The organism is Bacillus sp. CR71 (genome assembly GCF_003429245.1).
GTDB lineage: Bacteria > Bacillota > Bacilli > Bacillales > Bacillaceae_G > Bacillus_A > Bacillus_A thuringiensis_S.
The window spans coordinates 675,957-690,805 of the sequence record NZ_CP031748.1 but is presented as its reverse complement, the minus strand read 5'-3'; the positions used below and the strand labels follow the sequence as shown (position 1 = coordinate 690,805).

Genomic DNA, 14,849 nt, shown 5'->3' with positions numbered 1-14,849 from the left:
TCTATTTCTAGAAAAGGGCTACTCTTTTCGATTCTATCTTATTTAGGTGAAACAAGAATTTTCACTTGTGTTTTATCTTTTACAAGTGCTTCAAATCCTTCTTCAACAACTTGATCCACTGTAATTTTTTTCGTAATTAATTTCTCTGCTTGAATTTGACCAGAGCTAATTAATTTAATAACAGCTGGGAAGATGTGACGGTATCCTAAAATACCAATAACTTCTTTTTCTTTTAATACTAAATTATTCGGAGTAATTGTTGCGTCTTTTTCCCATACACTAACAATTACAGTTTGTCCTTCGAAGCTTGTACTTTCAATCGCTTGGCGTAATACAACTTCAACACCTGTTACTTCAAAGCTAACATTTACACCTAAACCATTTGTTAAGTTACGAATTTCAGCTAGCACATCTTGAGTTGCTGGATTTAATACATAATCTGCACCTGCTAATTTCGCTAACTCTTGACGTTCTTTAGAAAGCTCAACTGCAATAACAGGAGTTGCTCCTGCTGCTTTAGCTGCTTGGATAACAAGAAGTCCAATTGGACCGCAACCAAATACTGCTACAGCTTCCCCTTCTTTTAATTTACTTTGACGTACTGCATGAACTGCTACTGCTGCTGGTTCTACAAGCGCACCTTGTTCATACGTCATTTCATCTGGAATGTGATGAACCATATCTTCTGGTACTACTGTATATTCAGAGAAACCGCCGCCTTCTCCGCCAAGACCGTGGAAAACAAGTTGTTCACAAACATTGTAATGTCCATGTTTACAAGCTTCACATTTACCACAAGAATAAATTGGTTCTACAACAACACGGTCTCCCACTTTATGAGATGTAACTCCTTCACCAATCTCTATTACCTCACCACTAAACTCATGACCTAAAATAACAGGTGCTTTCACATGTGTTAATGGATGTTCTTCTGTTGGAATAAAAATAGGCCCTGCTAAATATTCATGCAAGTCTGTCCCACAAATACCACACCATTTAACTTTGATTTTCACTGTTCCTGGTTTTACTGTTGGTTCTGGTACTTCTTCTACTCGTACATCACGTTGATTATGCCAAAGTAGTGCTTTCATTTTATACATCCCTCTCTATGTATATACTTAACCTGGTGAAGTTTACAAATCTATTATAATACTTCTATCCATATATTTCAAAAAAACAATCACATCCCTACTAATTTTTTACAAATAACGTTCAATATTTTGTCACTTTGTACTTTTTTCCACATCTGTTAATTCAATTTCATTGCAGGTGAAATTAGCATTGTGCCATAATAGCATTGGAGAGGTGAATATCGCTTGAAATATTTTATTTACTTTATCGTTATCGTGGCATTTTTAGATACATTTTCACAATTACCTATTATGAGTACTTTCGCTCAAAGCCTTGGAGGAACTCCTCTTATTATCGGGCTAGTTGTCGGTATGTACTCATTCGCTAATATGATTGGTAATATTATTGCTGGAGCCGCTGTCGATAAATTTGGTGCAAAAAAAATCCTTTATATAAGCATGGGAATTACGAGTTTCATAGTCTTGTTATACACCGTTGTTCAAAGTGGTGAACAACTATTAGTTGTGCGCTTTATGCATGGATTTAGTGATGGCTTTTTAATTCCTGCTGCCTTTACATTTTTATCAAAACAAACAAATGCAAAAAGACAAGGAAAAGCAATGGCTCTATCTGGTGCTGCTGTTGGAACAGCGGCAATCGTAGGACCTGCTTTCAGCGGTATTATGAAAGCAACAGCTGGCGTAGAATGGGTCTTCATTACTATTTCTATTTTAATGGCTCTTGGTACAATCGTATCTCTATTCTTCTTACCAAATAACGTATCAAGAAAAGATACATCAAGAACGCAAATGATGAACAAAGAAGATATGATTGAACTGTTAAAATCAGAACCGTTATTACAAGCATATATTGGTGCTTTCACATTAATGTTTTCACAAGGAATTGTCACTTATATGTTACCAGTAAAAGTTGAGGCATTAGCGCTTAAAGCATCTACAACAGGCATGATGTTAAGTGTATTTGGTATTACTGCTATCCTCTTCTTCTTGCTTCCAACAAATCGTATTTACGATCGATTTAATCGTTCGAAACTAATGCTAATCGGAATTGCAGTTATGGCATTCGCATTATCTTTACTCGGATTATTTGCTACAAAAGGTATGCTCTTTATTGTAATGATGATTTATGGAATTGGATTCGCAATCCTCTTTCCGTCTATTAACGCTTTACTCGTTGAAAATACTACAGACGATAATCGCGGAAAGGCATTCGGATTATTTTATGCCTTCTTCTCATTAGGAGTTGTTGCTGGCTCCTTTACAGTCGGCGCAATCGGAGCATCACCTAGCATCAGCTTCATTATCGGGACAGCATTTTTATTAACATTTGCTGGGATGATTTATGTAAGAAGCAAAGTAAAAAAGACAATGATGGGATAATCCATCGTTGTCTTTTTTAAAATGCATATTGATATAATCCGTAATATAATGGAAGCGTTGGAATAATTCCAATTAATTTAAATATAAAAGGTAATGGCTCATCTCGCTCTTCATATAAACGAAAAACAAAAACTGCAGTTAAAGTCCAAATGACGCTAAACAAGAAGATACATTTCCAAACAATCGAGGTTAATATTTGTATATCAAATACAAAACCAAAGAGCCCTATCCACGTAATAATAGATACTACAAAGTCAAACTTTTGAATTGGTGTTTGAAACATACCCCTTACTAACGAAATAATAGCTAACATTGCTACAATAACTAAATATATTTTCCAAAGCATAATGATAATCTCCTATTCAATTCAACTTTTAACTTTCAGCAAACCATATTTAATAAACAATATAGCATTATATTTTTCATAGAAATAATACAATGGATAACAAAATAAAAAGAAAATAAGTACAGTTGGTACATTGTCTACAATAGAAAAATATTTTACTAGTAATTCCTTAATACTCTCTCCAATAATAATAAACAATGGAATTATACAAATCATCGCTAATATTAAACATGACGTTACCCTTATTTCTTTCAACTTCACCTTACAATGTGGACACCTTAATGAAAAAGGATGTGGGAGATCAATAATATGTTGTACAGTAATATCCCCTTCACACTGTGGACATCCAATAACTTCTTTCATTTATCGCTTACTCCTTTCTATCTATAAAAAGAGCCATATTGAATAGAACTCTTTTTTGCCCAATATATTACTTTTGTGTATAACCAAATAACAATGTAAATAAATTGAGCCGTAAAGGCAATAATACATTACTTCTTTTAAAAAGAAAGTTTATAAATAACGACGATACTTCGACAATTTCCTCGGAAATATTTCCTTTCTCCACATAATTTGATACACTACACATGAATAAACATTTGTATTACATAAACTAAAATAATAACTTACTGTACAAATTAAAAAGCACACTCTTCATATGAAGAATGTGCTTTTATGTTATTAACGTTTAATCCAAACAGCGCCTGCCGATTTATCTTCTGCCTGTCCAACAACTTGGAATTTAAGTCCAAGGTTTGGAACTTTTCTTCCTGCATCTACAATTTGCTTGTTACTATATACTTTTGAATCATCAAAAGTTGTAACACCTTGTAATCCAGAATAGTTAAACTGGCCACGTGTTAATGAATTTACACTCCATGCTGGTGTTTTATCAAATGAAAATGCAGCGTCTGCAATTTGCATGCCCGTATTACCGTACGCTGGTTTCCCGTTCAGATTACCAACAAGTGCTTCTGGATGAGAATCTACAACCCCAAGGAATCCTTCACCTGGATGCACCCCAACCCAGTTATCTTTAAAGCTATCATCTGCATACCAAACGACAAGACCTGTATTATACACTGGACCTTTTCCTGCTTTTAATCCATTATCTGATCCCGCATAGTTTCTCCATTCTAAGTAGTAATAATGAGCTTTCTTCTCTGTCCCATCAGAAACAACAAAACCATTTAAATTCATTTTAGACTGTCCTTCTGCATCATCAGAAAATACAACTTGTCCATCAACAGTTACATTTACATCGTCCATCGCAAAACCTTTATATGTTACAGCCGGATCTGTAATATAGTCGAATTGTAGTTTCACTTTTTTGCCTTTAAATTGACTTAAATCATATGATTTATCAATCCATTTCCCATCTGTTGTATCTTTATCTCCTTGGACTACTTTTTCTCCAAGTCTATCAATTAACGTCTTCGTTCCATCTTCTGTTACTGCATGTACTTCGACGAAATCGCACTCTGCTTCTAACTCATAATTTGCTTTATAATCGAATTTTGCATTTGTTCCTTTTGTTAAATCAAAGAAAGGTGTCTCTAACGTTGTATGCATATCATCGCCTCTTGTACTATAATATGCATGCTTTCCAAACTCCGGTTTAATCGTTTCAACACTTTTACCTGGTAAGTTAACACGTACAACGCCTGGACGATTTGATTTCGTAACACTTTGATCAATATAGGTAGGAACTCCCACACCACTCTTAATTTTATCGTAATCTACTTCTAATATTTTTGCCCAGTTGCCACCCATATTCTTTTGTAAGAAGTCTTTATTTTGTGGTGAAAAACTTGTCGGCTCCGTTCCTGCGATTTTTCCTGTCCAACTACCTCCACTCATTAATGACCAAGCTTCGACAGGTGAACCATTTCCAGTATATTTCGTGTCATATTCATCTGGTAATCCAAGATCATGTCCAAATTCATGCGCAAACACACCTACAGCTCCATCTTCTGGTTCAATTGTGTAATCATGTGCTGCTACTTTTCCACCAAAGTAATCTACCTTTGATTTTGTACCTTCAATCGCTACTGGATCTACTGCTAATTTTGAACGATGTGACCAGATCGCATCATCACCTAATTTACCGCCACCAGCTTCTTGACCAACACCAGCATGGATTACCATTAAATGATCAATTACACCGTCAGGTTCGTTTTCATTCCCATCCCCGTTTGTATCATATCTATCAAACTGATCAAACTGAGATAAATCTAGTCCTTTCTCAGCAGCTGCATGCAAAGCTTCTTTCACTAAATCACGTGCACCTTTCGGACCTTTATTATCGTGACCACTGCTACCATCAGCTCCATAATCAGATGCTTTTCCTGGAACTGTTAGCCACTCCGTTACATATCCGTCTGTCGTATAACTACCACCAGACTGCTCTTCATAGTATTGTTTAAATGTTTTTACTTTTGAACCATCAAATAATGTATAAGGCTCCTTACCAAACAACATCTTTTGATAATGTTCTCTACTGAAGTCTTTCGAATACATATAACCTGGTGTTTGATCAATATTATTATGTTTATAATCACTAAATTCAACGAGTAGCACTAATACTTTATCAGATCGAACAGATCCTTTATATGGAGCTTGCTTTGCTTTTGAAGTTGGAACTTGCCCATTCAATTGCTTTTTATTTGGTTCTGGCTTTTGCTCAAGATTAATATTTTTTTCAGTCTTTTTTACATTTTCCTTTTCTTCCATCTTTTTCTCTTTTACTTTTTTTGTGAAATCAGACGTTTCTTGTGAGTGAGCATCTGGAAGAATTTCTTTGTTCGCCTGATCTCCTTGTTTCTTTTCAATATATTGCTCGACAGCCTTTTTCGTCTCTTCTTTAGAAGATGCTGGATTAATTGTTCCTCTTTCTTTCAAAGCTTCCGCTAAACGATCTTCTTGAATTAAATTGTAATCAATTGGCGTTGTAGACACATTCTCTTTCTCTTTTTCTGGCGTTTCTGCATATGCTAACGGCGCACTCATTACAGATGTGCATCCGATAATTGCTGCAATTGCTAATGATGACAACACTTTAAATGGGGCTTTTCTTCTCATTCCATTTCTCTCCTTTTATAAAACTTAAAATTCAGATAAATCGGTGCATTTTTGTCGAAATCTCTGTTTACTACCCTCCCTATATAAAAAGACATAATTCTATAAACATTAAACTTTCTGTTATAGAATCATGCCCTCCAGTTTTCTGGTCAGACCCTCTATCTGTTTATCCCTTGGTTTAACTAATAATCAGTGTGGTGATGAACAAAGCCCCCACTGATTAAAGTTCCACTTTATATCGAAATATGAAAAATAAAGAGTTATGTGATATATATTAAATATCTTATATAACAAATTTAAAAGACAATATGCAAAATTGCATGAAAATTCTTTTAAATAAAAAAGAATCCTAGTCAATTAAACTAGGATTCTTGATTTTCTATTATTTCTCTTGTGTTTTTTCCCAATCAGCTAAGAATTTCTCAATTCCTTGATCTGTTAATGGGTGCTTCACTAATGAAGCAATTACGTTTGCTGGGATTGTTGCAATATGTGCACCGTTTAATGCTGCGTCAGTTACGTGAACGCTGTGACGTACAGATGCTGCAATGATTTCTGTTTCGATGCCATGAATTGCAAAGATTTCTGCGATTTGACGAATTAAATCCATACCGTTATGACCAATATCATCTAAACGACCTAAGAATGGTGAAACATATGTTGCACCAGCGCGAGCTGCAAGTAATGCTTGAACTGCTGAGAATACTAATGTAACGTTTGTACGAATTCCTAAATCTGAGAATGCTTTTACTGCTTTTAAACCTTCTGTTGTCATTGGAACTTTTACAACAACGTTTGGAGCAATCTTCGCTAATTCTTTTCCTTCTTCAATCATTTTATCAGCTTCTAAGCTAATTACTTCTGCACTTACAGGCCCTTCTATAAAGCTGCAAATTTCACGAATACGCTCATGGAAATCTACGCCTTCTTTTGCTACAAGTGATGGGTTTGTCGTTACTCCAGCTACTACGCCTAATGCATTTGCCTCTTTAATTTCGTTAATGTTTGCTGTATCAATAAAAAATTTCATTTGTTATTCTTCCTTCCTAATTTTCATTTTATATTTATTTATTTTTCTTAATAAGCTCTAATTCAATCGGAATAGATTTGTCCACTTTTTTACCTTGCGTGATCTCTTTTGCTGTTTGCATCGCCTTCTCTCCGATTAATTCCGGTTTTTGAGCGACTGTTGCAGCCATACGCCCATCATTAACCGCTTTCACAGCATCTTCTGTTGCATCAAATCCAACAACGACTACATCTGTTTTTCCAGCAGACTTCAATGCTTCAAGTGCACCTAATGCCATCTCGTCGTTATGCGCAAACACGGCTTTAATATCGCTATTTGCTTGCAAAATGTTTTCCATAACAGATAATCCTTTCGCTCTATCAAAATCAGCCGCTTGTTTGGCAACTACTTTTAAAGACTTATCGGCTACGTTATGGAATCCTTTCCCACGTTCACGAGCAGCAGACGATCCAGGGATTCCTTCTAACTCAGCAACGTTTGCTCCTTCGCCGACTAATTCACGAATGTAATCACTAGCCATTTGACCACCTTCGATATTATTAGATGCAATGTGAGAAACAACCTTACCTGAATTCGCAACGCGGTCTACTGTAATAACAGGAACATTTGCTGCATTTGCCGCACTTACCGCTGAAGCAACAGCATCTGAATCGGTCGGATTAATAACAACTACATCGACACCCTTTTGAATTAAATCTTCAACATCGTTCGTTTGCTTCGCTGCATCATTTTGCGCATCAACAGCAATCAATTCGATGCCGCTATCTTTCGCTTTCTTTTCTGCACCCTTTTTCAAAGTTACAAAGAAGGGATTATTTAAAGTTGAAACAGAGAATCCAACTTTAATAGTTTTATTTCGACCTTTATCGCTAGAATCCTTTGCCCATTCTGGTGGTTCCATTGAACAACCAGCAGTAATGACCATAATACATGCAACGAGTATAAGTAACCATTTCTTCATGAACTGTCCCTCCATTACGCTTCTTTTCGGCGATCAATTAATACAGCTAGTAAGATTACAAGTCCTTTTACAACTTGTTGGAAGAAAGAAGATACACCTAATAAATTTAAACCGTTATTTAGTACACCGATAATTAGTACACCGATGAATGTACCAACAATCCATCCTCTTCCCCCAGAAAGACTTGTTCCACCTAATACAACTGCTGCAATTGCATCTAATTCGTAAGAAGTACCTGCAGTCGGCTGTGCAGAATCTAGTCGTGATGTTAAGACAATACCTGCAAGCGCTGCCAAAATTCCGGAAAGACCGTAAATCATTACTTTAATTCTCGTAACATTAATACCTGATAGTGCTGCTGCTTCTTCATTTCCACCAATTGCAAATGTACGACGGCCAAATGTCGTTTTCTTCAAAATGAAGTACAGTACTGCGAAAGCGATCATCATTGTAACAGCTGGTACCGGAATACCAAGAAAATAACCGCGGCCAAACATTTGGAACATTAAATGATCACCAAGACCAGTGATCGGACGTCCGTCCATATAAACAAGCGTCAACCCACGAAAAATAGTCATTGTTGCTAAAGTTGCAATAAATGGAGCTACTTTTCCTTTCGCAATGATGATACCGTTTACAACCCCCATTACAAGACCTGCTAATAGTCCAACTGCCATTGCAAGGAACGGATCCATGCCACTTGCCATCATTCCAGCAACAAGTGCACTTGATAATGCTAAAATAGAACCTACCGATAAGTCAATACCCCCTGTTAAAATTACGAAGGTCATTCCGAATGCAATAAGCGCATTAATCGATACTTGACGCAGTATATTAAATAAATTTGGAATTTCAATGAACGCTGGATTTAAAACTGTAATTACGACGATAATTAATACTAAACCGATTAAAGAACCGAGTTGTTGTAATACATTCCCCTTCTTAGCCATCCTTACTCTCCCCCTGTAGCTAGTGCCATAATAGACTCTTGTGATGCCTCATCTTTCCCTAAAATGCCGCCGACTTTTCCTTCATGAATAACAAGAACTCGATCACTCATTCCTAAAACTTCCGGAAGCTCAGATGATACCATAATAACGGCATCGCCTTGCTCAGTAAGCTTATTCATGATAGAGTAAATTTCTTTTTTCGCTCCAACATCGACACCTCTTGTTGGCTCATCTAAAATGAGTAATTGCGGATGAATGCCTAGCCATTTTGCGATTACAATCTTTTGCTGATTTCCACCAGAAAGAGATTTCACTGCCTGCTCTCCGCTAGATGCTTTCACATTAAGAAGCTTCATCATATCCTCTGTAAACTGTTGTTCTAGCTCGTTGCTTAGAACACTTCCCTTTGAAAGACTTTCTAAATTCGGTAAAGCTAAATTTTCTCGAATTGAAAAATCTAACACTAATCCTTCAGACTTTCTATCTTCTGTAATGAAAGCAATTCTTTGTCTAATTGCATCTATCGGACTATCAATCTTTACTTCTTGTCCATTTATAAAAATTTGTCCAGAATCTAAAGGTTCATAACCAAATATCGCTTTCATAATATCAGTGCGACCAGCTCCCATTAAACCAGCTACACCAAGGATTTCACCTTTCCTTACTTGAAACGAAACATTTTCAAATTTCCCTTTCTTCGTTCCGTTACGCATTTCAAAAATGACATCACCAATTTGACTATTTCGCTCTGGGTAACGTTCACCAATGCTGCGCCCCACCATCATACTCACTACTTCATCAAATGATGTTTCTGGAATTAATCTCTTTCCAACGTATTCTCCATCACGCAAAATCGTAATGGCATCACATATCGAGAAAATCTCTTCCATACGATGCGAAATGTACACGAATGAAACACCTTCTTTACGTAACTTATTGATTACTATAAAGAGCGTTTCGATTTCACGATCCGTCAGTGCCGCAGTAGGTTCATCCATAATAATAACGCTCGCGTTTGTCATTAACGCTTTCGCAATTTCGATAATTTGCTGTTGTCCAACCGATAGTTCCTCTGCTAACATAGCACCTCTTACATGCAATCCTAGCTCTGCTAGTTGCTGCTGCGCAATCGCGTTCATTTGTCGAGTGCGTAAAATACCTGTTTTCCCATACATTAACTCTTTACCAAGAAACATATTTTCAGCTACTGTTAAATTCGGCAATATGTTTAGTTCTTGATGTATAAATGCGATGCCGTACTCTTCAGCTTCTTTCGCATTTTTAAAGGTGCGCTCTTGCCCATCAATCGTGATTGTCCCATCATCTTTTTTGTATACACCTGTTAAAATCTTCATGAGCGTTGATTTACCCGCTCCATTTTCCCCCATCAATGCATGGACTTCTCCTGTTTCAATCATAAACTGTGCATTCTTCAAAACAGGATTGCCATTGAACGCCTTTGAAATGTTTTTCATTTCAATATGCATTCCCATCACTTCCCTTTATTAAAAAATCACGCCTGCATGTAAAATTACATTTGCATAAGGCGTAGCCTCGCCTGTACGAATAATCGCCTTCGCTTTCTTTGTATGCTCTTTAAATTGTTCATGAGATACATACTCAAATGCTGGCTCTATTAATTTTTGCTCGATCTCTTTATTTACTTCCGCATTATTTATAATGACTTCTTCTGCTAACGTCACTTTTTCGATTGCCATATCATCAGCTACAACTTGTAACACCTCTAAAAAACTCGGTTTTCCAATCTCAACAGCTAAATCAATTCGTTTTACTCCATCCGGAATCGGTAACCCGCAATCAGCAATTACAACCGTATCTGTATGCCCAAGTGAAGCAAGGACTGCCGCGATTTCACTGTTTAATACACCATGCTTTTTCATCCAACAATCACCTGCACTTCACGTACTCGATCTCTCGTTGGCATACCGCCCTGTGCTCCAAGTTTCGTTACAGAAAGACCACCGGCAATATTCGCGAAACGAATTGCTTTTTGAAGTGTCTCTCCTTCAGAAAGTGCAACTGCTAACGCACCATTAAATGTATCACCAGCTCCAGTTGTATCCACTACATCAACAGCAATGCTAGGAACATGTACAATCTCTGTGCCATTATGGAAACGAACACCGTTAGAACCTTCTGTCATCAATAATTTATTTGGATACTTCGCCAATAAATCTTCAATTGGTGATGTAAAATCATCTAATACAATGCGGCACTCATGTTCATTTGGCGTAATATAAGTTGCTTTTTCTAAAATTTCTTCTGATAAAACTTGTGCTGGCGCTGGATTCAACATAACAGGAATATTATGTTCCTCACAAATAGCCAATACATATTTTACTGTTTCAAGTGGAATTTCTAGTTGAAGAACAACCATATCCGCTTTTACAAGAAGGTCTTTGGAGCGATCTACAACTGACTTATTTACAAGAGCATTTGCCCCTTGTACGACAACAATACTGTTATCTTCTTCTGCTAAAACGATATGAGCAATTCCTGTCGTTCTATCTGTAACCGGTACCACATAATCGATAAAAATGCGTTCGTTCTCTAAATTTTTTCTAACTACTGTTCCATAATCATCATTTCCTACCGCTCCAACCATCGCTACATTTGCTCCTAACCTAGCTGCAGCAACTGCTTGGTTTGCCCCTTTCCCTCCTGGGATTGTATGAAACGCTTCACCAATTACTGTTTCTCCTGCTTTCGGCCGTTTTTTTGAAACAGCCACTAAGTCCATTGAAATGCTTCCTACTACTGCAATATTTGGCATCTGTTTCATCTCCTTACTTCGTTGTATTTCGTTCTATAATTTCAATCGGCAAACGATAGTGTTTCTCTTCTAATGTATTTCCTTCCATTTGCTCTAACAACAACTCTGTTGCAATTTTCCCCATTTCATATATCGGTTGTGCAACTGTTGTAATAGATGGATACATCATTTCTGTTAAAGAAATTCCATCAAATCCAATAATTTGTAAATCATCTGGAATGGCAATCCCCTTTTGAAGTGCAGCCTTTACAATACCAATCGCAATTAAATCATTCCCAGCAACAATACCATCAATATGCGGGTATTCTTCTAATAATTCCATCGCTACACGCTCACTATTTGCTGGATCAAACGTACTCTCTGCAATCATATACGAAAGATTATTTTGCGTAATAACGTCTACAAAACCTTCAAAACGTTCATTTGCAGTACTCACATCACGTGGACCGCGAATATGTGCAATATGTTTACATCCTTTATCTAGTAACAACTTTGTCGCAGCCTGACTTCCTGCATAGTTATCTGCATATACAGTAGGAATACGCTCATTAAACATACGGTCAATCGCAACAACCGGGACAGATAAATTCATGTAATTAACACTATTTTGTGGATTCGTTGCTACAATAAATCCATCTACATTATTTTGTCTAAGTACATCAATGTATTGTTTCTCTTTTTCTAAACTTTCATCAGAGTTACAAAGGACAACTGTGTAACCTTGTTTATGTGCTACATCTTCTACGGCACGTGCAACTTCTGGAAAGAACGGATTCACGATATTTGGAACAACTAAGCCAATTAAACGAGACTTTTTATTATACAGTGAACGCGCTACTGTACTAGGCTTATAATCTAACATCTCAATTGCACGCTCTACCTTTTTTAATGTATCTTCGTGAACATATCCATTTTTATTTAAAACTCTGGAAACGGTCGCAACAGATACTCCCGCTAATTTCGCAACGTCTTTAATCGTACTCATTCTCTTTTCTCCTCATTTCATGTAACCGTTTACAGAAAATAATATAACGTATTTCTAAAAATACGTCAATCATTTCTCACTAAAAAGCTTTTAAGGTTATACTCAAAAAAGCACCGCCATAAGGCGATGCTTCTTCATTACGAGTATGATACAGTTTTTTCTTTTTCTTCTACAGCAGGCTCTTTAGCATCTTTTTTACGATCTGATAATTTAATTTTTTGTAAGAAAATCGTAAAGATGGCACCTACTACGATAAATACTAATCCTGTTAAGAATACAGTATGAAGCGAGTCTACTAAAGAGTTTTTCAAAATAGGTACAATGCTGTTAGCGAACGCTTCTGGCATTTGTTTTAATGCCTCTGGGCTAAATAGCATCGAATATAAACCTTGTGGATCTGTGTGAATCATATCTTTAAATTTCGTTACCATTTGTCCCGCTTCTTTCGGGAATGTATCTAATACAGGTACTAATTTATTTGTTAACGTTGTACCTGAAGTGTTATTCATAATTGATCCTAAAATTGTAATACCAAATGTTCCACCAATTTGACGGAAGAACTGACTTGATGACGTTACGACACCAAGGTCTTTTTTCGGGAAGCTTTCTTGTAACGCTAATGTTAATGTCGGCATTACAAGACCCATTCCTAAACCGATAACCATCATATAAGAAGTAGCTGTAAGCTTCGTTGTGTGCATATCCATCGTTGTTAATAACCAGAAACCACCCGCCATAATAAGCATACCTGCGATAATTTGTGGTTTTACACCAACTTTTAATACAAGTTGCCCACCGATAATACTCATTACAATCATTGTAATCATCATTGGAGTCATAATTGTTCCTGATTCAGCAGCACTTACTCCTACAATACCTTGCATGAAGAATGGTACGAACATAATCGCGCCGAACATTCCAATACTCATAAAGAATCCAATCGCATTCAGTATTGTAAATGTGCGATTTTTAAAGAAATGCATTGGTAAAATCGGCTCTTCAGCTTTCGTTTCAACAATAACAAAGCTAACGATACCAATTACAGCTAGTGCAAATAAACCGATAATTTGCCAAGAGTCCCATGCATAATCTTTTCCGCCAAACGTTAGCGCAAGTAATAAACTTACAACACCTAGAATCATCGTAAAGATTCCAGCGATATCAATTTTAATTGGTCCTGTTTGTTTATGTGATTTTAATCCCATTGCAATAAAGATTGTTGCTAAAATACCAACCGGTAAGTTAATGTAGAATACCCATCTCCAGTTCACTGCATCTACAATCCACCCACCAACTTGTGGTCCAATTACAGAAGCAAGACCGTATAACGCACCAAAAATACCTTGCCATTTCGCACGTTCTTTTCCCGTGAACATATCTCCAATAATAATCATAGCCATTGGCATCATAATACCGCCACCAAGACCTTGAATACCACGGAAAATAATTAATTCTGTCATACCATTTGCCATACCACATAACGCCGAACCAATCATGAAAATAACTAGCCCTGTTATATATACGTTACGACGACCAAGTAAATCCGCTAACTTACCTGCAATTGGTACAACTGTCGTTGATGTTAACATATATGCTGTTGTTAACCATGTCATTAAACTTAATCCGCCTAGGTCACCGACGATACGTGGCATTGCTGTACCAACAATTGTTCCATCTAATGCAGCAAATAGCATCGCGATTACTAAACCGATTAACAACAACTTTCTATTTTGATTTTCTTGTTGTTCCATGTAATCTCCTCAATTCCTCTTAGTTATTCTCTTTTTTCTCTTGTGTCCCGCAAATAATGGTTTCTAACTTCTCAAAGAGACGTAATAAATCTTCTCTTTCTTGCAACTCTAAATGTGAAAAGTATTTTGCAATATGCTCGTTGCGAGCTGTCATTGCCTCTTCTACTCTAGATTTCCCCTTTTTCGTTAACTCGATGATGACAACACGACGGTCATCTTTGTCGTGATAGCGTTCTACAAGTTCTTGATCGATTAGACGATCAATCATCACTGTAATTGCGCTAGGCTTCACGTACATCTTTTTTGCTAATGTTGTCGCTCTTGAAGCCCCATAATGATCTAGAATCTTTAAAATATAAAACTGCGGTGGTGTAAGTCCTGTTGCTTGCATTTGTTCTAATAACTCCGTCTGCATTTTCTTTCCAATCGAAAAGGCTAGAGCTTGAATTTTATCGATATGCGTCATATCATTTGGCATGT

Annotated in this window: 14 protein-coding genes; 1 reads left to right on the top strand and 13 read right to left on the bottom strand. The window is 36.7% G+C overall.

Annotated features, from left to right (window positions below; genetic code table 11):
• Positions 1–38: 38 nt before the first annotated feature.
• Positions 39–1,091: a (R,R)-butanediol dehydrogenase gene (gene bdhA / locus DOS87_RS03495; RefSeq protein ID WP_000645827.1), complete on the bottom strand. Its 1,053-nt coding sequence runs from the start codon at positions 1,089–1,091 to the stop codon at positions 39–41.
• A gap of 225 nt (positions 1,092–1,316) precedes the next feature.
• On the opposite strand from bdhA, the gene DOS87_RS03490 reads away from it, so the two are divergent.
• Positions 1,317–2,471: an MFS transporter gene (locus tag DOS87_RS03490; RefSeq protein ID WP_000873268.1), complete on the top strand. Its 1,155-nt coding sequence runs from the start codon at positions 1,317–1,319 to the stop codon at positions 2,469–2,471.
• A 16-nt stretch (positions 2,472–2,487) separates the two neighbouring features.
• Here the strand turns inward: DOS87_RS03490 and DOS87_RS03485 are convergent, their stop codons facing one another.
• The 12 genes from DOS87_RS03485 to DOS87_RS03430 all read right to left on the bottom strand — a co-directional run bounded on the left by DOS87_RS03485 (position 2,488) and on the right by DOS87_RS03430 (position 14,847).
• Entirely contained in the window at positions 2,488–2,817 is a 330-nt protein-coding gene (locus tag DOS87_RS03485) for a hypothetical protein (RefSeq protein WP_000964465.1), read from the bottom strand.
• A gap of 21 nt (positions 2,818–2,838) precedes the next feature.
• On the bottom strand, positions 2,839–3,180 hold the full coding sequence (locus DOS87_RS03480; protein ID WP_000665762.1) for a hypothetical protein: 342 nt from the start codon (positions 3,178–3,180) through the stop codon (positions 2,839–2,841).
• A 318-nt stretch (positions 3,181–3,498) separates the two neighbouring features.
• Positions 3,499–5,898: a M6 family metalloprotease immune inhibitor InhA2 gene (gene inhA2 / locus DOS87_RS03475; RefSeq protein ID WP_098578294.1), complete on the bottom strand. Its 2,400-nt coding sequence runs from the start codon at positions 5,896–5,898 to the stop codon at positions 3,499–3,501.
• 382 nt (positions 5,899–6,280) lie between these two features.
• The gene (gene fsa / locus DOS87_RS03470) at positions 6,281–6,928 is read right to left on the bottom strand and encodes a fructose-6-phosphate aldolase (protein ID WP_000667666.1); all 648 of its coding nucleotides are present in this window, start codon (positions 6,926–6,928) and stop codon (positions 6,281–6,283) included.
• A 34-nt stretch (positions 6,929–6,962) separates the two neighbouring features.
• Positions 6,963–7,889, bottom strand: coding sequence for a ribose ABC transporter substrate-binding protein RbsB (gene rbsB, locus DOS87_RS03465; protein WP_000758976.1), 927 nt, complete (start codon positions 7,887–7,889; stop codon positions 6,963–6,965).
• A gap of 14 nt (positions 7,890–7,903) precedes the next feature.
• Entirely contained in the window at positions 7,904–8,839 is a 936-nt protein-coding gene (gene rbsC, locus DOS87_RS03460; protein WP_001074650.1) for an ABC transporter permease subunit, read from the bottom strand.
• A gap of 2 nt (positions 8,840–8,841) precedes the next feature.
• The gene (rbsA, locus tag DOS87_RS03455; protein ID WP_002162933.1) at positions 8,842–10,326 is read right to left on the bottom strand and encodes a ribose ABC transporter ATP-binding protein RbsA; all 1,485 of its coding nucleotides are present in this window, start codon (positions 10,324–10,326) and stop codon (positions 8,842–8,844) included.
• An 18-nt stretch (positions 10,327–10,344) separates the two neighbouring features.
• Positions 10,345–10,740, bottom strand: coding sequence for a D-ribose pyranase (gene rbsD / locus DOS87_RS03450; protein ID WP_000716151.1), 396 nt, complete (start codon positions 10,738–10,740; stop codon positions 10,345–10,347).
• Positions 10,737–11,633 carry a ribokinase gene (gene rbsK, locus DOS87_RS03445; RefSeq protein ID WP_001132865.1) on the bottom strand — a complete coding sequence of 299 codons (897 nt, stop codon included), beginning with the start codon at positions 11,631–11,633 and terminating at the stop codon, positions 10,737–10,739. The genes rbsD and rbsK overlap by 4 nt, the downstream gene beginning before the upstream one ends.
• A gap of 13 nt (positions 11,634–11,646) precedes the next feature.
• Positions 11,647–12,618, bottom strand: a complete 972-nt coding sequence (rbsR, locus tag DOS87_RS03440) for a ribose operon transcriptional repressor RbsR (protein WP_000104047.1) — start codon at positions 12,616–12,618, stop codon at positions 11,647–11,649.
• 137 nt (positions 12,619–12,755) lie between these two features.
• Entirely contained in the window at positions 12,756–14,369 is a 1,614-nt protein-coding gene (locus DOS87_RS03435) for an MDR family MFS transporter (protein WP_000437648.1), read from the bottom strand.
• Between the two features lie 19 nt (positions 14,370–14,388).
• Positions 14,389–14,847, bottom strand: coding sequence for a MarR family winged helix-turn-helix transcriptional regulator (locus DOS87_RS03430; RefSeq protein ID WP_001132366.1), 459 nt, complete (start codon positions 14,845–14,847; stop codon positions 14,389–14,391).
• Positions 14,848–14,849: the final 2 nt, after the last annotated feature.